This is a genomic window from Rhizobium sp. Root1204 (assembly GCF_001424965.1).
GTDB lineage: Bacteria > Pseudomonadota > Alphaproteobacteria > Rhizobiales > Rhizobiaceae > Pararhizobium.
Window position 1 is genome coordinate 74,648 of the sequence record NZ_LMCZ01000008.1, and the last position, 23,559, is coordinate 98,206.

Sequence of the window (23,559 nt, forward strand, 5' to 3'; positions counted from 1 at the left end):
GCTCGGGCCGGATGGGGACCCAGATGAAAATTGCTAAAGTGCTCTTTCCCTTGAGCCTCGTTCTTCTTTCGGGCTGCGTTGTCGGTCCTAACTATCAATCTCCGAATGCCGCGGTGCCGGCGAAATTCTCGGAGGGAGGCAAGGCGGAAGCAGAGGACGTGACGCTGAAGCCATGGTGGGAAGCCTTCCGCGACAAGAAATTGAACGGCCTCGTCGCACAGGGCCTGGGCGAGAACCTTGACGTCCAGCAGTCGATCGAGCGCATCGTTGAAGCCCGCGCCAATGTCATCGTCGCAGCATCCGGCGGCCTGCCGCAGATCAATGCGAATGGTTCTGCAACGGTTGCGGGCCAGGATGGCTCTACCCGGCGCAAGAGCGGCCAGGGCGACCATAGCGAAACAAAGACGATCGGCGGCGGCGGCGATGCTTCCTGGCTGATCGATCTGTTTGGCCAGTATGCACGCGCCAAGGAATCGGCCAATGCTTCGCTTGATGCCGCCTATGCCGACGTCAACGTTGCCCGCCTGGCCTATCTGTCCGATCTGACCACGTCTTACATCGAGGCGCGTTACAACCAGGAAGCTTATGCGCTGCAGCAGAAGAGTCTGGCATCGCGGCGCGAAACACTGAAGCTGACGAATGACATCAAGGCAGCGGGCGCAGCGTCCAGCCTCGACGTCGTTCAGGCCGAAGGCCTCGTGAACACCACCCTCGCGGAATTGCCGGGTTACCAGACCGGCTTCAACCAGGCGGCAAACCACATCGCCACGCTGCTCGGACTGCCCGCGACAACCGTCACGGCAAGCCTGCGCAACGGCGCATCGCAGCCTTCGCCGCGCTATAACACCAAGATCGGCATTCCGGCTGATCTCGTGCGCAACCGCCCCGACATCCGCAAAGCCGAACGCCTGCTGGCTGCGGCGACTGCCCAGATCGGCGTTGCTGAGGCTCAGCTTTACCCAAGCCTCAGCCTGAGCGGTTCGATCGATGGCGCGCGGATCGTCTCGACGGTCGCAGGGGGCCTTAGCACTTGGTCCTTTGGCCCAAGCCTGAACATTCCGATCTTTAATGGCGGCCGTTTGAAGGCCAATGTCGATATCGCCAAGTCCGGCGCACAACAGCAGTACCTTGCATGGAAGCAGACTGTTCTGAACGCGATCGAGGAAGTCGAAAACGCGCTCGTCGGCCTCCGAAACAACTATCAGACGGTAGCAGCCCTGCGTAAGGTCGTGGATTCCTACGAGGAAGCCCTGGGTCTGGCCCGCGAAAGCTACAAGGGCGGCGCAACATCGCTGCTCGACGTTCTCGACGCGGAACGCAACCTTGCGAACTCCCGCATCGCGCTTGCAGCCAGCATCCGCAACCTGTCCAACAATTACGTTGCTCTCAATATTGCCATCGGTGGTGGCGCGGGTATCCAGGCCATCGGACAGTAAGCCGGAAGCCTGCCGATACCGGCAGGTCCGAATAGCCAGACCAATCAAGCGCGGCCATTTCAATCGGTCGCGCTTTTTTATGCTCATCAGTGGCTTGTGAGGAGTTCATCGGTGTGCTGTGAGGGAATGAAAGTGCGGCTTGGCGCTGGCCTCATATCTTGCACGCTGGGCAGCATCACAAAGGCAATGCTGATGCCCGCGCCTACCGGTCAGAAACGGTATTCGCTCCGTCGCTGGCTGCCAAGCCCGATGCGACAGCCGATCCCTGACCGCGATTGGCTGGACGCATCATCCCGGAGCGCAGGTGGTTCGATTAGTCCTGATGTGGCTTGCACAGCGGCAGGCGTACGGTCTGCAGCAGGCCACCCTCCCGGCGGTTGACGATGGTGATGGTGCCACCATGATTTTCAATGATTTCCTGCGAAATGGCGAGGCCGAGACCGGCGCCCGGCACGATCTGCCGTCTGGCCTGGTCAACGCGAAAGAACGGCTCGAAGACACGATCAAGCAGATTTTGCGGAATACCGGGGCCGCGGTCCATAACCGTCAAGACCGCCTCTTCGCCATAGTTGGCCAGCGAAACGCGGGCACCAAGACCATGCGTGGCAGCATTTACCACTAGGTTACGCAGCGCGCGTTTCAGGGCAAACGGCGCGCCCTTGACCAGGACCGGTACGATCGCTCCCTGCTCTACGAGTAGATCCGTCTCGCGAACCTCCTCGGCGACGGAGCGAAGGACTGCATCCAGCGATACCTGCTCCTGCGCGGCCGGACTGATTTCCTCGCGCACCAGCCGGATAGCACTGTCGGCGATGTGATCCAGTTCGTCGAGATCCTTCAGCCAGGACTGTCTATCATCGCCATCGCCGACGAATTCGGCGCGAAGGCGCATACGCGTCATGGGCGTGCGCATGTCGTGGCCTGCGGCGGCAATCATGCGCATACGGCTGGAAACTGCCGCATTGAGACGTGTTGCCAACCGGTTGATGGTCTTGGCAGTGGTGCGAACCTCCATCGGCCCGGTCTCCGGCAGCTCCGGAATAATGCCATCAGGGCGGATCTTGGCAATCGTTTCATCCAGAATGCGCAGGGGCCTCATCATCACATTGCTGACATAGGCCGAAATGCCGGTCATGCCGATCGCGACCAACGCCAGGTAGGCCGCCAGTGGCAGATAGGGAAAAGGAGCGGGGTCGGGGAAGTCCAGATAAGCCCATCGGCCATCATCCAGCCGGATGGCGATATCCCAGCGATGCGGATTGAAGCTCTTCAACACGACGACATCGGCGGTGTAACCCTGCCGGCGGCCCTCTGCGAGGATATTCTCCGTGCGCTCCTGATCGATGCGGTCTTTCGCCGGTTTTTCTTGAATTGCAATATGCAGCGTCTGCGCTGCCAACGGGTCGGCACGAAGCAGAAGAAGTGCGAACTCGGCCTTTTCGGCAAGAACGCGGTCGTACATGACCTCCGGTGGTTTCCGCAGCAGCCACGCCGTGATGACGGCAGCAATCACCAGTACCAGAACAACCGAGATGATCAGCAGCGCCGTCAACCGCGTGCGGAGCGACAGCATCTAGTTGCTCCGCTCAACGGGAACTGCGAGTTGATAACCCTTGTTGCGCACCGTCTTCAGCATGGCGAACACGCTGGCATCGCCCAGCTTGCGGCGCAGACGGCTGACCAGGATATCAATCGACCGGTCGAAAGGATCGGCCGTCCGGCCCTGCGTCAGGTCAAGCAGCGAATCGCGTGACAGAACACGGCCCGGACGCTGGAGAAACACCACCAGCAACTCGAACTCGCCGCCCGTCAGGTCGACGGCACTACCGTCAGGCGCGTGCAAGGTGCGGCTTTCGATATCGGCGATGTAGTTGGCAAACACATATTGCCGGCTGCCCGTGGGTGTCGGCTCGGCGCGGCCACGGCGAAGCACGGCGCGGATACGGGCAGAGAGTTCGCGCGGATTGAACGGCTTTCCGAGATAATCGTCGGCACCGAATTCAAGCCCGATGATTCGGTCGACATCTTCCTTTAGCGCCGTCAAAAGGATGATCGACAATTGCGGCATCCTTCCCCGCAATGAACGGCAAAGATCAAGCCCGGAACCATCCGGCAACATGACATCGAGGACCAGAAGATCGATCTTCAGCTCAGCCAGCTTGGCCTCGCATTCGCCCTTGCTGCCGGCCAGGCTGATGCGAAAGCCCTGGCCGTCGAGGTATTTCCCAAGCAGCCGACGAATCTCCGGATCATCATCGACGACAAGAATGTGCGGTATTGTATCCATGCCGTGTTTATATCAGCAGCAAGGAAAAACGCACGTACCACGGCCGCTGCCCCGGGCCGTTTTCAGTGTCGAAATATTTCCCGCCACATCGATCCTACATTTCGTTACAAAAATCACGGCCTGATGTTTCCAAACACAAATTGACCGGGCACGTGACGACCGGACGCTGCACTGTGATTTCACGGCACACCCGGCAACGAATTGCCGCAGCCAGTCGATTTTATCACGGTTGCGGGTTGGCATGGCGGTCGAAAGCAGCCATAAAAACAATGTGCTCTTGCACCGTTTCGCGGTGCGCTTCGGGCACCGCCGTGGCGCACAATGCTGCAGCATTCACGGACCCCTCGCGGTCCTGTCATTTCGGAAAGATTTAGGGAAACGGGCACATAGAGACCGCGGCGACATTGCTTTTGATTCTGGTTCTTGCGCCTTTTGCAGGAAGCCTTGCTGCAATCTGCATTCCCGCACACAAAGGTACGGCCAGTGCCTGGCTTTCAGGTTCGATCGCCCTGTTTTGCCTCGCCATATCGGCCGGCCTCTACCCGATCGTCGCCGCGAACAAGGTGCTTCGCTACGATATCAACTGGCTTCCGGAGCTGGGCCTGAACTTCTCGTTGCGCATGGACGGCTTCGCCTGGATGTTTGCAAGCCTGGTCACCGCGATCGGCCTGCTCGTCGTCATCTATGCGCGCTACTATATGTCGGCCAATGACCCCGTGCCGCGCTTCTTCGCACTTTTTCTCGCCTTCATGGGTGCCATGCTCGGCATGGTTCTATCAGGCAATCTCATTCTTCTGGCGATCTTCTGGGAGCTGACCAGCATCATCTCCTTCCTTCTGATCGGTTACTGGCACCACAATGCCAATGCCCGTGACGGAGCCCGCATGGCACTGACGGTCACGGGCACCGGCGGCTTGTGCATGTTCGTCGGGCTGATGCTGATCGGCCATATTGTCGGCAGCTACGATCTCGATGTCGTGCTCTCGTCGGGCAATTTGATCCGCAACGACCCGCTCTATACCCCCGTGCTAATCCTTATCTTGCTGGGAGTTCTCACCAAGAGCGCGCAGTTTCCCTTCCATTTCTGGCTACCCCATGCCATGGCGGCGCCAACGCCAGTGTCGGCCTACCTGCACTCGGCCACGCTCGTCAAAGCCGGCGTGTTCCTGTTGATCCGGCTCTGGCCTGTCATGGCAGGCACTGACCAGTGGTTCTGGCTCGTCGGCCTGGCCGGGCTTAGCACGCTCTTGCTCGGCGCCTATTTCGCCATCTTCCAGCAGGATCTGAAAGGGCTGCTCGCCTATTCGACGATCAGTCATCTCGGCCTAATCACCGTCCTGCTCAGCCTCGGAAGCCCGCTGGCAGCAGTCGCCGCGATCTTCCACACCATGAACCACGCCACCTTCAAGGCCTCGCTGTTCATGGCGGCCGGGATCATCGACCATGAAACCGGCACGCGCGACATGCGCAAGCTGAGCGGACTGTTCAAGTACATGCCGATCACCGCGACGCTCGCGATGGTCGCCAGCGCCTCGATGGCGGGCGTGCCACTGCTGAACGGCTTCCTGTCGAAGGAAATGTTCTTCGCCGAGGCGATTGAAACCCACAAATACAACGCGCTCGACACGCTCACACCCTATATCGCAACGCTCGCCAGCATGTTCGCTGTCACCTATTCGCTGCGTTTCATTTACAGCGTTTTCTTCGGCCCACCACCGCAGGACCTGCCTAAGACGGCCCACGAGCCGCCGCACTGGATGCTGGCGCCGATCTATTTCCTGGTGTTTTCCTGCCTCGTCGTCGGCGTCATCCCGGCCCTGACCATCGGCCCGTTCCTCCACACCGCCGTCCAATCGGTGCTCGGCGATGCAACCCCCGTCTATAGCCTTGCAGTCTGGCACGGTTGGAACCTGCCATTGTTCATGAGCCTAATCGCGCTGGTCGGCGGCATCGGACTGTTTTTCATCATGCGGCCCTATCTCGCCACCAGCATCGAGGGGCCGCCCTTCTTCCGCCGCCTGGAGGGCCAACGCATCTTCGAGCGCGTACTCGTGACCCTGTCGTGGAAATGGGCACGCTCCATCGAAATGCGCGCCGGCACCCGGCGTCTGCAGCCCCAGATGCGGGTCCTCGTCGCAGTAGCGCTGCTTGCGGGAGCCGTGACGCTTCTTTCACAGGGTTTCAAACCGGCGAATATCGTTCTGCGGAATATCGATCCAGCCTTTGCGCTGCTCTGGCTGGTTGGCATGGTCTGTGCCGTCGGCGCGGCCTATCAGGCGAAATTCCACAGGCTCGCAGCGCTCGTATTGCTCGGCGGTGCCGGTCTTGTCACCTGCGTCACCTTTGTCTGGCTCTCGGCACCCGATCTTGCCGCGACGCAATTGCTCGTCGAGATCGTCACGACAGTTCTCATCCTGCTTGGCCTGCGCTGGCTGCCCAAGCGGATCGAGGATCCGGACGACCAGTTGATGACCATCTCCACGCGCCTTCGGCGCCTGCGCGATCTGGCCTTTGCCGTGTTTGCCGGACTTGGCATGATGCTCATCTCCTACACGGTGATGACCCGGGAGATGCCGGAGACCATCTCCAGCTATTTCCTCGAACGCGCCTATAGCGAAGGCGGCGGCACCAATGTCGTCAACGTCATCCTCGTCGATTTCCGCGGTTTCGACACGCTGGGCGAAATCGCCGTTCTCTGCATCGTTGCTTTGACAGTATTTGCGCTGTTGTTGCGTTTCCGCCCCGCCACCGAAAGCCTCGAGGCGCCGGAGCAGCAACGCGTCCAGAACGCCTTCGACGACGATCACCCGGACCGCAAGAAGGGCGACAGCGTCACAGAATACCTGCTGGTCCCCTCGGTCATCATGCGCTGGATGTTCCCCGTCATCGGTATGCTGGCTGCCTTCCTGTTCTTCCGCGGCCATGACCTGCCGGGCGGCGGCTTTGCAGCGGGGATCGCCATGTCGATCGGCTTCATCCTGCAATATATGGCGGGCGGCACGCGCTGGGTGGAAGAACGGCTGCGAATCCATCCACTGCGCTGGATGGCCATCGGCCTCATCGTCGCCACCGCGACCGGTCTTGGGTCCTGGGTCTTCGGCTATCCGTTCCTGACCTCGCACGCCCAATACGCATCGCTGCCGATCCTTGGCAAAATCCCGCTGGCGAGCGCGATCCTGTTTGATCTTGGCGTGTTCTCACTGGTGCTCGGCGCCACCGTGCTGATCCTGATTGCGCTTGCCCACCAGTCGGTGCGTGCTCCCCGCGCCCAGATCAGGGCCGCGAGACTGGCTGCGAAGGAGAACACATAATGGAACTGGTTCTCTCTGCCGGTATCGGCGTTCTGACAGCCTCCGGCGTCTGGCTTCTGTTCCGGCCGCGCACCTATCAGGTCATCATCGGCCTGTCGCTGCTCTCCTATGCCGTCAATCTTTTCATCTTCGGCATGGGGCGGCTGAGGGTCAATGCGCCGCCGGTGCTGGAACCGGGTGGTGTCGGTGGACTTTTGACCCACACCGATCCCATCCCCCAGGCACTGGTATTGACAGCTATCGTCATCGGCTTTGCTATGACGGCGCTTTTTCTCGTCGTTCTTCTCGCCTCTCGCGGCTTTACCGGCACCGACCATGTCGATGGCAGGGAGTAGCGCGGAATGAGCTGGCTTCATCACCTGATCATCCTACCGATCCTGCTGCCGATCGTCACGGCAGCGGCTCTCATTCCCATCGACGAACGGAACCGGACGCTAAAGGGCGTGATCGCGTTCACCTCGACCGTCGTGGTTTTCATCATCAGCATTCTGCTGATGCAGATGGCGTCCTCCTCGGGAGACGGCGAAGCGGGTGCCAGCGTCTACCTGCTTGGAAACTGGCCGGCACCGTTCGGCATCGTTCTGGTGCTTGACCGGCTGTCCGCCCTGATGCTGGTCCTGACGGGACTGCTAGCGATGGCAACGCAAGTGTTCTCGATGGCGAAGTGGCATCGGGCCGGCCATCACTTCCATTCGCTGTTCCTTTTGATGCTCGCTGGTCTCAACGGCGCCTTCCTGACCGGCGACCTTTTCAACCTGTTCGTCTTCTTCGAAATGATGTTGGCAGCGTCCTATGGATTGCTGCTGCATGGCTCAGGCCCGATGCGGGTCAAGGCGGGTCTACACTACATCGCCGTCAACCTCGCGGCGTCCTCGCTGTTCCTGATCGGCGTCAGCCTGATCTACGGCGCGACCGGTACCCTCAACATGGCCGATCTTGCCATGCGGATCACCACGATCGGCCCGGAAAACCGGATGCTGATGGAAGCTGGTGCTGCCCTTCTCGGCATAGCCTTCCTCGTCAAGGCCGGCATGTGGCCACTCGGCTTCTGGCTTCCTGCCACCTACGCGGCGGCAACCCCGCCGGTTGCCGCAATCTTCGCCATCCTCACCAAGGTTGGCGTCTATATTCTTCTGCGGCTCTCCATGCTGCTGTTCGGCAGCGATGCCGGCGCCTCCCTCGGCTTCGGGCAGTCGGTACTTCTTTATGGCGGCCTGCTGACGATCGGTTTCGGTGCAATCGGCGTACTGGCCTCGCAGGCGATGGGCAGGCTTGCCGGCTATTGCGTGCTGGTCTCCTCCGGCACGCTGATGGCGGCGATCGGCCTGGGCAATGGTGCCGTCATCGGTGGCGCGCTGTTTTATCTTGTCAGCTCGACACTGACGATATGCGCCTTCTTCCTGCTGATCGAACTGGTGGAGCGCGCCCGCGATGCCGGTGCCGACGTTCTGGCCGTGACGATGGAGGCCTATGGCGACGTCGATGAGAACGAGGAAGAGAAAGAGGGGGGCGTTGCCGTGCCTGGTACCATGGCCGTACTTGGCCTGTGTTTCTGCATCTGCGCCATCCTTCTGTCAGGCCTGCCGCCACTGTCCGGGTTCCTTGCCAAATTCGCCATGCTTCATGGGGTGTTCAATCCCAGCAGCTTTGGCGACGATGTGCCGGTATCCGGTGTTGAATGGAGCTACACGGCCCTGCTTATCCTGTCTGGCCTTGCCGCCATGATCGCCATGAACCGCGTCGGTATCCGCACGTTCTGGACATCGATCGAAGGCACTATCCCACGCGTCTTCCTGATCGAGATCACACCCGTTCTGCTGCTACTGACGGCCTGCGTTTTCCTGAGCTTCCAGGCAGGTCCCGTCATGCGCTACATGGACGCGACGGCAAAATCGCTGAGTGAGCCACAAAACTACATCGGACGCGTGATGTCGGCGCCGCGCGCCGGTCCTGTGGCAGGGGAATAGAGCATGCGCTACTGGTTCCCCTATCCGCTACTGTCGCTAGCCCTTTTGATGTTGTGGCTGCTGATCAACCAGTCGCTGTCGCCAGGCCAGGTCGTGCTCGGCAGCGTACTTGGGGTCGTCCTTGCCTGGATCATGGTCAATCTCCAGCCCGACAAGACGCGCCTGAAGAATTATGGCGTGATTGCCGTTCTTGCCGGACACGTGGCTGCCGACATTGTCCGCTCCAACATCGCTGTCATGAGTGCGATCCTGCGCGCCGGAAAGCGTCCGATCAATTCCGGTTTCGTCACCATCGACATCAGCCTGCGCGACGAGAATGCGCTGGCAGTGCTTGCCTGTATCCTGACCGCGACACCAGGCACCGCCTGGCTCGAATTCGACCGCCAAACCGGTGTTCTCATGATCCATGTCCTGGATCTTGAGAACGGCGCGGCATGGTCCGAACTGGTCAGAAATCGCTATGAGGCCCCGCTGAAGGAGATATTCGAATGAACGAGCTCTTCATCATCTGGTCGATTCTGGCATCCCAGATCCTGCTTGGACTGGCCATGGGATGTGCGCTGTTCCGGATGGTCCGTGGGCCACGGGCGCAGGACCGTATCCTCGGCCTCGACGCGCTTTATATCATCGCCATGCTACTGCTGCTGACATTCGGCATCCGCACGGCCAATTCGATCTACTTCGAAGCGGCGCTGATCATCGCCATACTCGGCTTCGTTTCCTCGATCGCTTTTGCCAAATTCTTGATGCGTGGCGAGGTGATCGAATGAGCCATCTGACCGACCTTCCAACCTGGGTAGCAATCCCGGTTTGCATCTTGCTTCTCCTCGGGTCAACCATCACCCTTATCGGTTCGATAGGGCTGATCCGGCTGAAAACCTTCTATGGCCGCCTGCACGCGCCGACACTCGGTGCCAGCGCCGGCACGGTCCTGATCTGCACCGCCTCGATGATAACCTTCGCCGTGCTTCAGAACCGCTGGATTCTTCATGAGGTCCTGATCATCGTCTTCGTCATCCTGACAACGCCGGTGACCTTGATGTTGCTTGGCCAATCCGCGCTTTACCGCGACCGGATCGAAGGCAAAAACGACGTGCCGCGCAAGGCAGCCGGCGAGCAGCCGGACACCACGGGCATGGATATCTGAGGCCTTTTACAACCCGTCGCGACCGCGAAACCGCCGCTGATAGGCCGCGTCATAGAGCGAACTCTCGCGGAAGTCAGTGGCTCCCAGCGTGCGGCCGACAAAGATCAGTGCCGTCCGCTCGATCGGATCGGCCGCCACCTTTGCCTCGATATCGGCGAGCGTAGCCCGGATAACTCGCTCATCTGGCCAGGAAGCCTTGACGACGATGGCCACTGGGCAATCGGCGCCATAAAGCGGTGTCAGTTCCTCAACCACCTGTCCAAGCGCATGGATCGCCAGATGAATGGCCAGCGTCGCACCGGTGGCACCAAAACCGGCCAACGTTTCCGCATTCGGCATCGGCGATGCACGGCCGGACACGCGCGTCAGCACAAGGCTCTGGGCAACCGCCGGAATGGTCAGCTCCCGGCCAAGCGTCGCAGCAGCGGCCGCAAATGCAGGTACGCCGGGCGTCATCGTATAGTCCAGCCCATGCTTCTCCAGCCGACGGATCTGCTCGGCAACAGCGCTCCACACCGACAGATCGCCGGAATGCAGCCGCGCCACATCATGACCAGCGGCGGCAGCCTTCACATATTCCGCCTCGATCTCATCCAGCGACATCGGCGCCGTATCGACGATCCGGGCGCCTTCCGGGCAATATTGTAGTAATTCCGGCGAAACAATCGAGCCGGCATAGAGGCAGACCGGGCAGCGGGCGATGAGATCGCGGCCGCGCACGGTGATCAGGTCTGCAGCGCCCGGGCCTGCTCCGATGAAATGAACGGTCATGCTTTGTCCTTTTGAAATTCCAAGATCACGGCTTTACCCATGACCATTGCGTCACCGGCATCGCAGGCCGCCAGCCGGTCATGGCGCCAACGGGAGCGACGCGGGCAATATCGATACGGATCAACGAACCGCCGAGCCGCGCGTGATGATCGAGAAGAACCGCTTCCATCTGTGTCGTGACCGCATTGGCAACCAGCCGGCCACCGGTCTTCAAGGCAGCGATGGCCGCTGCCATCACGCCCTCTTCACTGCCGCCACCACCAACGAAGATCGCATCCGGAGATGGCAGCCCGGCAAGGGCGCCCGGTGCGGTACCATGCACGACGGTTAAACCCGGCACGCCGAAATTGGCCGCGTTCCGCTTGATACGCTCTGCCCGCTCGGCAGAGCCTTCGATGGCAATTGCGCGCATGGCCGGGGCGCACAACATCCACTCGATGCCGATCGAACCGGATCCGCCACCGATATCCCAGAGCAGTTCACCGCGCCGCGGGGCCAGCGCCGACAGCGTCAGTGCGCGGACCTCCCGTTTGGTGATCTGGCCGTCATGCTCATACAGCCCGTCATCGAGGCCGGGCGCCAGCGGCAGGATTCGGGCGCCTGCCTCAGCCACGACATCGACGGCGCAGATGTTGAGCGGATTGATATCCGTCAGCGAAAATTCCGCTGCGACATGCGATGTTTCACGCTCCCCAGATCCACCCAACGCCTCGAGTACCGTCAGTCGCGACGGCCCGAATCCGCTTGCCGCAAGCAACCGGGCCAGTTCACCAGGACCGCGCTCATCCGATGTCAGCACCAGAATGCGCGAGCCTGGCTGCAGATGCGGCCGGATCAGATCGAGCGGACGCCCATGCAGGGAAACGATCACCGAATCCTGCAGCGCCCAACCAAGACGGGAGGCGGCCAGACTGAAGGATGACGGAGCAGGAAGAACGCGCATTTCCGAACGGTCGATCTGCCGCGACAAGGTCACGCCGACGCCGAAGAAGAATGGGTCGCCGGACGCAAGAACCACAACGGGTGTTCCGCGCCGCGCAAGTACAGCTTCGACGGAGCGCTCGAAGGGGCTGAGCCAACTCTGTTGCTCACCGGCGATCAGCGGAGCGGCAAGCTCCAGATGGCGAACGCCGCCGAAAACCACCGAGGCACTGGCGATACAGCGCTTGGCCTCGTCTCCGAGACCGGCTAAACCGTCTTCGCCAAGGCCAACAATCGTCAGCCACGGCGTTGTGTCACCACGAGAAAAGGCCTGATTGTCACCCATGGGCAAACACCGCATCCTGATCCTTGGCGGCACGACCGAAGCGCGGCAACTGGCAACCGCGCTCGCGCAGCGCGCCGATTGCGACAGCCTGCTTTCGCTGGCCGGGCGCACGGCCGAGCCGATGGTGCAGCCCGTTGCGACCCGCAGCGGCGGCTTCGGTGGCAGCGACGGACTTGCCGAGTTTTTGAAGGCTGGAAATTTCGATCTTTTGATCGATGCCACCCATCCCTTTGCCGCTCGCATCTCCAACAACGCCGCCATCGCCGCAGGCAGTACCGGTATTCTGTTTTTTGCTTTGCGCCGCGCCAAATGGAAGCAGGAACCGGGCGATCGCTGGAAGAGTGTTCGCTCCATCGCGGACGCGGTCGGCGCTCTTGGCACCGTGCCGAAACGTGTCTTCCTCGCGATCGGCAGACAGGAGGCTTTCCACTTCGAAAGCGCACCGCAGCACCGCTATCTGATCCGCAGCGTCGATCCCGTTACACCGCGGCTCGACATTCCCCAAGCGGATTACATTCTCGCGACCGGCCCCTTCGAGGAGGCCGCCGAACGTCAATTGCTGATCGAGAACCGGATCGACGTCATCGTCGCCAAGAACAGCGGCGGCACCGCCACCTATGGCAAAATCGCGGCCGCCCGCGCGCTCGATATCGCGGTGATCATGGTCGAGCGCCAGCAACCGGACGATGTCCGCACGGTCGAAACTGTCAAAGACGCGCTCGGCCTTGTCGATCACCTTTTCTCCCCGGAGATGAAACGCGGCGTGTAAACGAGATCGGGTTTACCCGGACGCTGAATGATCCGCGTTTCCGGCGAGCCGATGACCACACAGGTCGCCATATCAGCCTTCTGCGCATCCGCCTGCCCAAGCGGCATGACCAGCATCCGCTCGTCCAGACGGCCAGCCGCACGGCCGAAGATAACCGGCGTTTCCGCAGGCAGCACGGTGCGCAGGATTTCGAATGCTTCGCCGAGCTGCCAGGGCCGCGCCTTGCTGATCGGATTGTAGAGTGCGATCACCAGGCCTGCTTCGGCCACCAGCTTCAAGCGGCGGGTGATCACATCCCAGGGCTTCAGATTGTCCGACAGCGAGATCGCGCAGAAATCGTGTCCGAGCGGAGCGCCGATGCGGGCGGCAACCGCAAGCATGGCGGTGACGCCGGGAACGATGACGAGATCGATCGTGCGCCATTCGTCTGGCCCGTTGTCGATCGCCTCGCAGACGGCAGCAGCCATGGCGAAGACGCCCGGGTCACCGCCGGAGACGACGCAGACATTCATGCCGGAAATAACGCGAAGGATCGCGGCATGCGCCCGGTCGAGTTCTTCGCGGTTGTCCGAAGCGATCCGGTTCTGGTCGGGGCGCAGCGACAACCGGTCGAGATAGGGGCCGTAACCGAGGAAATCGGTGGAGTTCGAGACCGCATCAAGCGCCTCTGGCGTCATCTGCTGCGGACCCCCGGGACCTGTGCCGATCACATAAAGCGTACCGCTCATGGCCTGCCACTCCAGCCGGGCACCAGCACCAGCGAAAAATATGGCGCGATATCATCGGCTTTTTCAGCCAGCGGGATCATGGCGGAATTCGCCATCGTGCCGCGCTCGACGTAAACGGCCTGGTTGATCTTGCCCGCAGCGACCAACGCCCGCCGGATTTTCGGCAGGTTGCGGCCAACCTTCATGATCACGGCGGCTTCCGTGTCGCCAAGACGGCGCTTCAGTTGATCCTCACCCATCGTGCCCGGAAGCACGGAGAGCACGTCGTCGCCCTGTACAATCGGCAATCCCGCCAGCGACCAGCAGCCGGACATGGCCGTAATCCCGGGGATGACCTCGACCGGAAAACGCCCGGCCAGCCGCACATGCAGATGCATGTAGGAGCCATAAAACATCGGGTCGCCTTCGCTGAGGATCGCGACGGTCTTGCCCGCGTTCAAATGTTCGGCAACAGCGGCTGCCGAGGCATCGTAGAAACCGGTAATCTGGCTCTTGTAGTCGTCGTGATCCTTATCGATCTCGACGGTCACCGGATAGTAGAGTGGCAATTCGATAAGACCGGGCTTCAACAGCCCGTCGACAACCGCGCGTCCATTGCCGCGCCGGCCTTCCTTGGCGAAATAGGCAAGCACGTCGGCTGCCGCCAGCGCCTTGACGGCCTTGAGGGTCAGAAGCTCCGGATCGCCCGGGCCAGTTCCGACACCAATCAGCCTGCCGATCGAAGCGCCGCTCAAAGACCCGGCCTCGCCAGCGAATTGACGGCCGCCGCCGTCATGGCACTACCACCGAGACGGCCGCGCACGATGGCATAGGGTACACCATAGGAATTTTCCGCCAGCGCATCCTTCGATTCCGCTGCACCGACGAAGCCGACCGGCATGCCGATGATCGCCGCTGGTTTTGGCGCCCCGTCGCGCAGCAGTTCCAACAGGAAGAAAAGCGCTGTCGGCGCATTGCCGATGGCAACCACGGAACCGGCCAGGCGCTCGACCCACAGCTTCAGAGCGGCGGCAGACCGGGTGTTGCCGATCTCACGGGCGATATCGGCCGTCTGCGGTTCGCGCAAGGTGCAGATCACGTCATTCTCGGCGGGAAGGCGTGCGCGGGTAATGCCATGAGACACCATGAACGCATCACAGAAGATCGGCACGCCGTTCTTCAGCGCCTGACGCGCTGCTGGAACAAAGCCCGGAGAAAACTCGAAATATTGCGCAGCCTCCACCAATCCGCAAGCATGCACCATGCGAACAGCCAGATCGGCCTCTTCCTCGGAAAAGCGGGACAGATCGGTTTCGTTGCGAATGATGGCAAACGAACGCTCGTAGATGGCATCGCCATCCCGGATATAATCGTATTCAGGCATCTCTATCCCTGTTGAACCGCGGCTCTGATCCCGTCCGCTCCGAGCCGTGTAAGGCAGGACCGGGCCGATTCGCCACCCTGTTTCCGCTCAGACACGAGCTTGTCGAGGTGTTCAAGTGCCGTTCTCATGTTGTTTTCTTCGATATAGGCGGTTGGCGCCGCCGATGCTGGGCCATTTACGACAAGGCCGTAGCCTGTTGGCGCAGCGGTAATCGTCAGCGCCGAGGCGGATGGCTTGGCGCACCCCTTGGCGCAACCGGAGACATGCACCGTCAGCGACCCGTCGAGCAGCGCCGGTGCCGTGTCTGCAACCAGTTGTGCCACGGACCGCGTATCGATCCGCGCCGAGCCACAAGCACCGGCACCGGCGCAGGCGGCAATATGGTTGCGGGGATCGCGCGGAAAGGCCCGCAATCCATGGCCGAGGGCCAGAGCTTGCGCTGCGCCTATCCGGTCGGGTGCGATGCCCAGCACCATCAGCGCTTGGCCAGGCGCCAGCCGGATTTCTGTAGCCCCCAGAATTTCCAGCGCTTCAAGCAATGCGACAAGACGCTGTACGTCGATTTGTCCGAAAGGCAGGCCGATGCCCAGAACCGGTCTCTGCCCGCCGAGATCATGTATGCCAGCAGCGTTCGGTGCCGCAACCAGCGGCGCGATCAGATCAAGATCGGTCATCGCCGCCCAGCGTGTCGAAACAGCACCAACAATATCGCGGGCTCGGGCATCCCGGCCGATCGCAGCAAGGTTTTTGAGAATATCCATCACGGCCGGGACGACGGCCGCTTCCTCCAGTGCCGCAATCCGCGTTGCCGTCGTTTCCGTACCGGCAAGGGCCAGCAGCCAGAAGACCTGCCCATTGGTCCGCATCGCTCTCAGCCTGATATCCGCCGTGACCGCGCCCAGGTTCAATTGGCCACCACCATCGATGATGACCGACAGCTTGGGCGCTAGAACCAATGGCGGCTGATGTGCGGCTACCGCCACGCGCAACCGTTCAGCGACGGAAACGGCATCGGCAACTTCGGTCTGGTCCAGCCCGGAGAGCGGGGGCGTTTCGATGGCCAGACCCTGCGCAATCGCTATCCCGGCTTCGGCAATTTTTTCAGAAAGGAGCGGGACTGTGCGCGTGGTCAACCCTCGGATCTGCAGATTTCCGCGGGCGGTGATTTCCAGGATGCCGTTTCCACACGACGCAGCCGCATCCGCTATTGCCATCAGGTCGCGAAGCGCAAATTCCGGCTTTTCAGGCCGCAGCCGTGCCAGAAGGCCATCGCCCGTCATCATCGGCGTTGACAGTGACGGACAGGCGCCGCGGCGCATCGCCAATCCCTGCGTGGCTTCCATCGGTCCGTTGGAGGGGGCGGCACAAAACGTCATGACAGGCAGCTGGCCATTTCCAGTTTTCAAAAAAAGGACAATCCAAGGCGCCGGGCCATCGCTCGCCCGCCGCTGTAGTCTACAACACAGGACACCAGGCCGCCATCGCATGCAGCATGTCGAAACGAAGCACCGCTTTGACCACTACTCTTCAAAATCCGCACCCTTCTGCAAAAGATAAATATCCATGATCCAGCCATGCAGCGCCCGCGCCGACGCCCGGGCTTTGAGGATATCGTCCCTCACATCGGCTAGCCTGCCGGAGATAATGATCTCCTGCTCGGTGCCGAGATAGGCACCCCAATAAATCCGCGCACCCGGGTCGTCGATCTTCATGAACGCCTGCTCGCCATCAAGCATGACGACGGCCGTTTCGCTTTTCTGCGGAAAACTATCGGTCAAACGGCGGCCGGTGGTGATCTCGACCGGTTTGCCGACGAGATTGAGCGGGATCCTGTGGCTGGCCGCAAGCGCCTGAATGCTGGTAATGCCAGGGATGACCGCATAATCGAACACGATCGTCTTCAAGGCACGGACCCGTTCGATAATCCGGATCGTGCTGTCATAGAGCATCGGATCGCCCCAGACGAGAAAGGCACCGGTCTGGCCTTCATCGAGTTCCTCGGTCAGAAGCCGCTCGTAAGCACTGGAGATTGCGGCATGCCATTCATCGACGCTGCGATGATAGGATCGATCCGCCACCTGGCGTACCGGTATTTCGAATTCCACCACCCGGCTGCGCGGATTGGTAACATAGCGCGACACGATATCGCGGCGGATATCGGCAAGCTGCGCCTTGGCATCACCCTTGGTGGGGATAAACAGAACACTGGCCTTATTGAGCGCATTGATCGCCTGTACCGTCATGTGTTCAGGGTTTCCGGCGCCGATCCCCACGACCAGAATGTTTCTCATTTCGCACCCTTTTCCAACATATCGGAGTGTTTGGCTGATTGATTGAAGGAGTGCAAGGCAGAGGCACCTATCATCAAGTCTAAGCATCTGGTAAAGCAGTAAAATACTTTACCTGAACATTACAACCGCGTGGCAATATTCCGATATTTCCACTATAAAATCGACAAAACCGTTTACATTAGCGAGGAATAATTTACATAGGCGCGCAAATCCGGCAACCGGCGATGCGATATGCCGTTGCAGTTCGCAGATCCCCCAGGAGACAGAATCCCAGGTAATGCGGCCTTAGAGAAATTGTGGCACATTGTGCACACCATTTGAGACGGCGAACGTCTCGCGAGGACCTCCACAGTGACGAATTCATCGAAGAACAAAGTCAGCGCATCCGATCCTGCCGAAGCTTTGTGGAACTGCAAGGCGGCGTTCATCGGCATCTTTATCGCCAGTGCGCTTGTCAACATTCTCTACCTGACTGGCTCCTTCTTCATGCTGGAAGTCTATGACCGGGTCCTGCCGAGCCGAAGCATCCCGACATTGATCGCGCTCTGCCTGCTTGCGCTGCTGCTCTATGCGTTCCAGGGCGCCTTTGAGATGGTGCGCAGCCGCATGCTCGTACGCGTCGCAGGGGCCTTGGATGAAGCCATGAGCGCGCGGATCTATCGTGCCGTGGTTCAGGCCCCTTTGAAACTGCGCACCCAGGGCGATGGCCTGCAGGCTCTTCGCGATTTCGATCAGGTGCGTTCCTTCCTGTCCGGCACCGGCCCCGCGGCTTTCTTCGACCTGCCCTGGCTGCCGTTCTACATCGGCATCTGCTTTCTCTTCCATCCACTGATCGGCGTCGTCGCGATCGTCGGTTCGATCATCCTCATTGCCCTGACGTTCCTGACGAACCGCGGCACGCAAGGCCCATCGAAAAGGGCGTCGGAAGCGGGCAACCATCGCAACGCCTTCGCCCAGGCTTCGCAGCGCAATGCCGAAGTCATGCAGGCCATGGGCATGATGGGGCGGATGTCGCAGCTCTGGGAGCAAAGCAACAATACCTACCGGGAGCAGAATCGCGAAACATCGGACGTCGGCAACGGCTATGGCGCTTTGTCCAAGGTGTTCCGCATGGCGCTGCAATCCGCGGTTCTCGCAACCGGGGCGGTTCTGGTCATTGAAGGATTGGCGTCGCCCGGCATCATCATCGCCGGTTCGATCCTGACGGCACGGGCGCTGGCGCCAGTAGAACTCGCGATCGGCAACTGGCGCGGCTATGTTTCCTGCCGCCAGAGCTGGGCTCGCCTGAAGGAACTGCTCAAGGCCCTGCCGGAACGGGAGGCACCGTTGGAGCTCCCCGTGCCGAAGGGGCAACTGAGCGCTGAAAGCCTTGCAGGTGGCCCTCCCGGTGCGCAGCGCCTGACCTTTGCAGACGTGAACTTCACTGTGAGAGCCGGCAGTGCGCTTGGCGTGATCGGCCCCAGCGCCTCCGGCAAGTCCTCGCTTGCGCGTGCCCTCATCGGCATCTGGCCCGCTTTTCGCGGCTCCGTGCGCCTCGACGGTGCAGCACTTGATCAGTGGGACACCGACAGGCTTGGCCGGTTCATCGGTTATCTGCCCCAGGATGTCGAGCTTTTCGCCGGCACCGTGGCGCAGAACATTGCCCGCCTGAGCGAAAATCCGTCACCGGACGCGATCGTTTCCGCCGCCAAGGCCGCCCGTGTCCACGATCTCATTCTCAAACTGCCCAATGGTTACGAGACGGAGATTGGCGAAGGCGGTGCAGCACTTTCCGCCGGCCAGCGCCAGCGGGTCGCTCTTGCCCGCGCCCTGTACGGAGATCCTTTCCTCATCGTCCTCGACGAACCCAACTCCAATCTGGATGCCGAGGGCGAGCAGGCGCTCAGCGAAGCGATCATGAGCGTGCGCGCACGCGGCGGTATTGTCATTGTCATTGCCCACAGGCCAAGTGCGCTCGCCGCCGCCGATATGGTGCTGATGATGAACGAGGGGCGGATGCAGGCCTTTGGGCCAAAGGACGAAGTGCTTGCGCAGATTCTGCGCAAGGAGAACCGCCAGCAGCAAGTTGCAAGCCACGCATCGTTGAAAGTCGTGGGTGAAGGACAGGAGTCCGCATCGTGACCGATACAGCAAAGCCCATAAGCGCGCACCGCTCGCTGCGCCGGCATATCACCGCGGTGACCGTCCTCGGCCTCGCCCTCGTCGTTGGCGTCGGCGGCTGGGCAATGACCACCGAACTGTCGAGCGCGATCGTCGCCAGTGGCACCGTCGTGGTCGAGAACAATGTCAAGAAGATCCAGCACCTGACCGGCGGCATCGTCGAAGAAGTGCTGGTTAAGGAAGGCGATACCGTCAAGGCTGGCCAGATCCTGATCAAGCTCGACGGGACGACCGTGCGCGCCAACCTCTCCATCGTTCAAAATACCCTGGCGCAGCTTTATGCGCGCCGGGCCAGGCTTCTCGCAGAACAGCTCGGCTCAGACGATTTCACCATCCCCGAAGACCTCAGCCAGCTGATATCCGGCACCAGTACGCCCGGTGAAGTTCTGGAGCAGAGTGAACGCAAACTGTTCATCAGCCGCAAGAACGCGCTCGTCGGCATGAAAAGCCAGCTCGCATCGCGCAAGGACCAGCTGGCCGATGAAACCAAGGGCCTGAGCGTTCAGCTCACAGCGATCGAAGATGCGCTGAAGCTGATCAGCGAAGAACTGACGGGTCTCGATAAGCTCTACGGCAAGGGCCTTGTTTCCATGCAGCGGCTGACTGAACTGAAGCGTGACCGCGCCCAGCTCGAGGGAGACCGCGGCGCGCGTATCGCGGCCCGCGCTCAGGCGGCCGGCAAATCCAGCGAGATCGACCTGCAAATCCTGCAGCTGGATGAAGACCGCCGCACCGAGAATGCCAAGGAGCTGACGGATGTCGAAGGCAAGATCGCCGAATACGAAGATCGCCGCGTCGCCGCCATGGACCAGCTGAAGCGCATCGACATTCGTGCGCCGCTTGACGGCCGGATCTATCAGCTGGCCGTTCATAGCGTGAACGGCGTCATCAACCCCGGCGAAGTTCTGATGCTTGTCGTCCCCGGCGCTGACGGCCTGACGGTCGAGGCCAAGATTGCCACGCATGACATCGACCAGATACGCGTCGGCCAGCCGGTTGAAGTCCGGTTCAGCGCCTTCAATCAGCGTACCACACCGATCGTCGAGGCAGAGGTTGTCACCGTTGCACCCGACCTCGTGACCGACCAGCGCACCGGCATGACCTACTATCCGTTGCGCATCAAACCGAAGCCGGAGAGCCTGAAGGGCCTGAAGGGGCTGACCCTTTATCCCGGCATGCCGGCCGAGGTCTTCATCAAGATCGCCGATCGCACGGTGATCTCCTATCTCGCGAAACCGCTGACCGAACAGATCCAGCATACGTTCCGCGAGGATTGAGCCAGGCAAACACCGGCAACACGGCGGTGGTGATCATCGTCGTGTTGCCGGAAAACGCCGGTTTGAAACAAACAGTGCTGCAACGCAAAAATGCCGTGGCTGCTTGCGGCACCACCGGTGTATGACCATGGTCATGACCTCGAAGCAAACCGGCTATATCTTCGTCTTGGCTGCCCTTGTAATCTTCTCGATACAGGACGCGATTTCCAAGCATCTGGGCAGCCTTTATCCTCCCGTCTTCATTACCATGATCCGCTATTGGGCCTTTGCCGCCTTCGCCATCGCGCTGGCGGCGCGTTCGCGTGGCGGCCTTGTAGTCACCGCAAGGACAAAACGCCCGGGACTGCAGATCCTGCGCGGCATCCTGCTGGTTGGACAGATCGTCATCGTCATCATCTCGTTCTCGCGAGTGGGCCTTGCCCATTCGCAGGCAATCTTTTCGTCCGGGCCGCTTTTCGTGGCGCTGCTTTCCATGCCGCTCCTGGGCGAGCGCGTCGGTTGGCGGCGCTGGACGGCAATCATCGTCGGGTTGCTGGGCGTTCTGCTGATCCTGAAACCGGACGACAGCAGCTTCGATATCAACTTCCTGATCCCGATCTCATCGGCGCTGATCTTTGCGATCTATGTGATTTCGACCAGGCTGGTCAGCCGCGACGATAGCTCGATCACCAGCTTTTTCTATACCGGCATCGCCGGTGCCGTTGCGATCACGCTGATCGGACCATTGTATTGGACGACATTGGCGCCGCAGGACTGGGCCTGGATGCTGCTCTTGTGCATTACCGGAACGACCAGCCACTTCTTTCTGATCAAGGCCTATGAACTGCTCGACGCGGCCGAGGTCCAACCCCTGACCTATCTTCAGCTGGTCTTTGCCTCGATCATCGGCGTCTCCGTCTTCGGCGAGACGCTGAACCTCAACATGATCCTCGGATCGGTGATCGTCGTTTGCGCCGGCATTTTTACCGTGTGGCGTGAAAGCATCGTTGCCCGCCGCAATGCCAAGAACCCTGAACCGCCCTCCTCCCAGACATTGACCTAAGCTGGCGTTTCCGGGTTGGCGGGCAGAGCCCACTCGATCGGCTGGCGGCCCTTCGAGACCAGAAAATCATTGGCCCTGGAAAAAGGCTTGGTGCCAAAAAAACCGTTATGCGCCGAAAGCGGCGACGGATGCGGCGAGCGGAGCACCAGATGGCGCGACTGGTCGACGAAGGCCGCCTTCTTCTGCGCATAGGATCCCCAGAGGATGAAGACGACGGGATGTTCCTGATCGTTGACCGCGCGGATGATTGCATCAGTGAACGTCTCCCAGCCTTTGCCCTGATGCGATGCCGCCATCGCCCGCTCGACCGTCAGCACGCTGTTGAGCAGCAATACACCCTGCCGCGCCCAGCTTTCCAGAAAGCCGTGACGGGCAGGCGCAATGCCGAGATCGCTTTGCAGTTCCTTGTAGATGTTCACCAGTGACGGCGGGGAGCGCACGCCCGGCTTGACGCTGAATGACAGCCCATGCGCCTGCCCCTCGCCATGATAGGGGTCCTGCCCGAGAATGACGACGCGCACCTGGTCGAGCGGCGTCAGATCCAGCGCGCGAAAATACTCCGGCCCCTTCGGAAAGATCTGCTTGCCGCTGTTTTTCTCCTCAAGCAGGAACGTCTTCAGGCTGGCCATATAAGGGCTGGAGAATTCCGCGCTCAGAGCTGCCTTCCAGCTTTCCTCGATCTTCACACTCGATTCCATCGCGTCCCTGCCCTGTTCATTCCGGTCAATCTTGTGCCGCCGAATGTAACTTCCGCCGCATCGATAGCAAGCCGCGAGCTGCAGGCCGGTGCAAATGACTTTCAATATATTTTGACAAACATAACGCTGGCCAATCGGATTATACCGTTATATCTAAAGAGATATCTCGAAACCAATGGGGGACCGCATGCGCTCTGAACGTCGAACCTTGCTGAAATTTTTCGGAACTGCCGCCGTTGCACTCTGGATTGGCGCCGCGGCGCTTGCCCAGCCTGCACTTGCAGCCGAAAAGGTCACCGTCTTTGCCGCAGCAAGCCTCAAGAACGCGCTCGATGCCATCGATGCCGAATGGAAGAAGGAATCAGGCAAGGAAACCACCGTTTCCTATGCGGCAAGCTCGGCGCTCGCCAAGCAGATCGAATCCGGCGCACCGGCCGACGTCTTCATCTCCGCCGACCTTGCCTGGATGGATTACGTCGCTGAAAAGAAGCTGATCAAGGACGAAACCCGCGCCAACCTGCTCGGCAACCGTATCGTTCTGGTGACCGGCAAGAAAGACGCCGCTCCGGTGGATATCAAGCAGGGACTGGATTTGAAGGCTCTTCTCGGCGACGAAAAGCTCGCCATGGGCGCCGTCAATTCTGTGCCGGCCGGCAAATACGGCAAGGCAGCACTTGAAAAGCTCGGCATCTGGTCTTCGGTCGAGAAGAACGTTGCGGGTGCTGAAAACGTCCGCGCAGCGCTTCTGCTCGTCTCCAAGGGCGAAGCACCCTACGGCATCGTCTACCAGACGGATGCCGCCGCCGACAAAGACGTGACGATCGCCGGTACTTTCCCGGAAGACAGCCATCCGCCGATCGTTTATCCGATCGCGATCACCACCGACAGCAAGAACCCGGACGCCGCCGCCTATGTCGACTTCGTCAAGTCTGCCAAGGCCGCCGCACTGTTCGAGGCCCAGGGCTTTACGGTTCTGAAGTAAGACAGGCCGGAAATAAGACTTCAATGCGCTCTATCCGCGAATGGATGGAGCGCATATCGTCTG

23 protein-coding genes are annotated in these 23,559 nt (G+C 60.7%); 13 read left to right on the top strand and 10 right to left on the bottom strand.

Annotation, left to right across the window (positions count from 1 at the left end; all coding sequences use genetic code 11):
- Positions 1-23 precede the first annotated feature (23 nt).
- Complete coding sequence (locus ASC96_RS10815) at positions 24-1,436, top strand: efflux transporter outer membrane subunit (RefSeq protein ID WP_060503051.1); 1,413 nt, start codon at positions 24-26, stop codon at positions 1,434-1,436.
- Between the two features lie 313 nt (positions 1,437-1,749).
- Here the strand turns inward: ASC96_RS10815 and ASC96_RS10820 are convergent, their stop codons facing one another.
- Positions 1,750-3,009, bottom strand: a complete 1,260-nt coding sequence (locus ASC96_RS10820) for an ATP-binding protein (RefSeq protein ID WP_060503052.1) — start codon at positions 3,007-3,009, stop codon at positions 1,750-1,752.
- A complete protein-coding gene (locus ASC96_RS10825) occupies positions 3,010-3,723 on the bottom strand; it encodes a response regulator transcription factor (protein WP_060503053.1) in 714 nt (237 codons plus the stop codon). It abuts the gene before it with no gap.
- 416 nt (positions 3,724-4,139) lie between these two features.
- On the opposite strand from ASC96_RS10825, the gene ASC96_RS10830 reads away from it, so the two are divergent.
- From ASC96_RS10830 to mnhG, 6 genes are read left to right on the top strand one after another with little or no spacing between them, the layout of a single operon-like run.
- Positions 4,140-7,034, top strand: a complete 2,895-nt coding sequence (locus ASC96_RS10830) for a monovalent cation/H+ antiporter subunit A (protein WP_347360124.1) — start codon at positions 4,140-4,142, stop codon at positions 7,032-7,034.
- Complete coding sequence (locus ASC96_RS10835; protein WP_060503055.1) at positions 7,034-7,369, top strand: Na+/H+ antiporter subunit C; 336 nt, start codon at positions 7,034-7,036, stop codon at positions 7,367-7,369. The genes ASC96_RS10830 and ASC96_RS10835 overlap by 1 nt, the downstream gene beginning before the upstream one ends.
- 6 nt (positions 7,370-7,375) lie before the next feature.
- Positions 7,376-9,001: a monovalent cation/H+ antiporter subunit D gene (locus tag ASC96_RS10840; RefSeq protein WP_060503056.1), complete on the top strand. Its 1,626-nt coding sequence runs from the start codon at positions 7,376-7,378 to the stop codon at positions 8,999-9,001.
- Positions 9,002-9,004: 3 nt separating this feature from the next.
- On the top strand, positions 9,005-9,493 hold the full coding sequence (locus ASC96_RS10845) for a Na+/H+ antiporter subunit E (RefSeq protein WP_060503057.1): 489 nt from the start codon (positions 9,005-9,007) through the stop codon (positions 9,491-9,493).
- Positions 9,490-9,771 carry a K+/H+ antiporter subunit F gene (locus ASC96_RS10850; RefSeq protein ID WP_060503058.1) on the top strand — a complete coding sequence of 94 codons (282 nt, stop codon included), beginning with the start codon at positions 9,490-9,492 and terminating at the stop codon, positions 9,769-9,771. Before ASC96_RS10845 ends, ASC96_RS10850 begins: the two co-directional genes overlap by 4 nt.
- Complete coding sequence (gene mnhG / locus ASC96_RS10855) at positions 9,768-10,148, top strand: monovalent cation/H(+) antiporter subunit G (RefSeq protein WP_060503059.1); 381 nt, start codon at positions 9,768-9,770, stop codon at positions 10,146-10,148. The genes ASC96_RS10850 and mnhG overlap by 4 nt, the downstream gene beginning before the upstream one ends.
- 6 nt (positions 10,149-10,154) lie before the next feature.
- On the opposite strand, the gene cobM is transcribed toward mnhG, so the two are convergent.
- Positions 10,155-10,919, bottom strand: a complete 765-nt coding sequence (gene cobM, locus ASC96_RS10860; RefSeq protein WP_060503060.1) for a precorrin-4 C(11)-methyltransferase — start codon at positions 10,917-10,919, stop codon at positions 10,155-10,157.
- A 25-nt stretch (positions 10,920-10,944) separates the two neighbouring features.
- Positions 10,945-12,186, bottom strand: coding sequence for a precorrin-6y C5,15-methyltransferase (decarboxylating) subunit CbiE (gene cbiE / locus ASC96_RS10865; protein ID WP_112834739.1), 1,242 nt, complete (start codon positions 12,184-12,186; stop codon positions 10,945-10,947).
- On the opposite strand from cbiE, the gene ASC96_RS10870 reads away from it, so the two are divergent.
- Positions 12,185-12,955, top strand: a complete 771-nt coding sequence (locus tag ASC96_RS10870; RefSeq protein WP_060503062.1) for a cobalt-precorrin-6A reductase — start codon at positions 12,185-12,187, stop codon at positions 12,953-12,955. The two genes, cbiE and ASC96_RS10870, sit on opposite strands and share 2 nt — an antisense overlap.
- Here ASC96_RS10870 and ASC96_RS10875 read toward each other — a convergent pair.
- The 5 genes from ASC96_RS10875 to cobF form a co-directional block, all read right to left on the bottom strand.
- Positions 12,919-13,683: a precorrin-3B C(17)-methyltransferase gene (locus tag ASC96_RS10875; RefSeq protein WP_060503063.1), complete on the bottom strand. Its 765-nt coding sequence runs from the start codon at positions 13,681-13,683 to the stop codon at positions 12,919-12,921. The two genes, ASC96_RS10870 and ASC96_RS10875, sit on opposite strands and share 37 nt — an antisense overlap.
- Entirely contained in the window at positions 13,680-14,417 is a 738-nt protein-coding gene (locus ASC96_RS10880; protein ID WP_060503064.1) for a precorrin-2 C(20)-methyltransferase, read from the bottom strand. Before ASC96_RS10880 ends, ASC96_RS10875 begins: the two co-directional genes overlap by 4 nt.
- Positions 14,414-15,046: a precorrin-8X methylmutase gene (locus ASC96_RS10885; protein WP_060503065.1), complete on the bottom strand. Its 633-nt coding sequence runs from the start codon at positions 15,044-15,046 to the stop codon at positions 14,414-14,416. Before ASC96_RS10885 ends, ASC96_RS10880 begins: the two co-directional genes overlap by 4 nt.
- A 2-nt stretch (positions 15,047-15,048) precedes the next feature.
- Positions 15,049-16,422 carry a precorrin-3B synthase gene (cobG, locus tag ASC96_RS10890; protein ID WP_060503066.1) on the bottom strand — a complete coding sequence of 458 codons (1,374 nt, stop codon included), beginning with the start codon at positions 16,420-16,422 and terminating at the stop codon, positions 15,049-15,051.
- Between the two features lie 144 nt (positions 16,423-16,566).
- Positions 16,567-17,337 carry a precorrin-6A synthase (deacetylating) gene (cobF, locus tag ASC96_RS10895; protein ID WP_060503067.1) on the bottom strand — a complete coding sequence of 257 codons (771 nt, stop codon included), beginning with the start codon at positions 17,335-17,337 and terminating at the stop codon, positions 16,567-16,569.
- Between the two features lie 351 nt (positions 17,338-17,688).
- Between cobF and ASC96_RS10900 the strand changes: the two genes are divergently transcribed.
- From ASC96_RS10900 to ASC96_RS10910, 4 genes are read left to right on the top strand one after another with little or no spacing between them, the layout of a single operon-like run.
- Positions 17,689-19,458, top strand: coding sequence for a type I secretion system permease/ATPase (locus ASC96_RS10900; protein ID WP_060503068.1), 1,770 nt, complete (start codon positions 17,689-17,691; stop codon positions 19,456-19,458).
- Positions 19,455-20,774 (top strand): HlyD family type I secretion periplasmic adaptor subunit, encoded by a 1,320-nt coding sequence (locus tag ASC96_RS10905; RefSeq protein ID WP_060503069.1) that lies wholly within the window; start codon positions 19,455-19,457, stop codon positions 20,772-20,774. The genes ASC96_RS10900 and ASC96_RS10905 overlap by 4 nt, the downstream gene beginning before the upstream one ends.
- Complete coding sequence (locus tag ASC96_RS34250) at positions 20,771-20,899, top strand: hypothetical protein (RefSeq protein WP_277995993.1); 129 nt, start codon at positions 20,771-20,773, stop codon at positions 20,897-20,899. Before ASC96_RS10905 ends, ASC96_RS34250 begins: the two co-directional genes overlap by 4 nt.
- Positions 20,900-20,907: 8 nt before the next feature.
- Positions 20,908-21,816, top strand: a complete 909-nt coding sequence (locus ASC96_RS10910) for a DMT family transporter (protein WP_082512017.1) — start codon at positions 20,908-20,910, stop codon at positions 21,814-21,816.
- Here ASC96_RS10910 and ung read toward each other — a convergent pair.
- A complete protein-coding gene (ung, locus tag ASC96_RS10915; protein WP_060503071.1) occupies positions 21,813-22,514 on the bottom strand; it encodes a uracil-DNA glycosylase in 702 nt (233 codons plus the stop codon). The genes ASC96_RS10910 and ung overlap by 4 nt on opposite strands.
- A 187-nt stretch (positions 22,515-22,701) precedes the next feature.
- Between ung and modA the strand changes: the two genes are divergently transcribed.
- Positions 22,702-23,496: a molybdate ABC transporter substrate-binding protein gene (gene modA, locus ASC96_RS10920; protein WP_060503161.1), complete on the top strand. Its 795-nt coding sequence runs from the start codon at positions 22,702-22,704 to the stop codon at positions 23,494-23,496.
- Positions 23,497-23,559 lie beyond the last annotated feature (63 nt).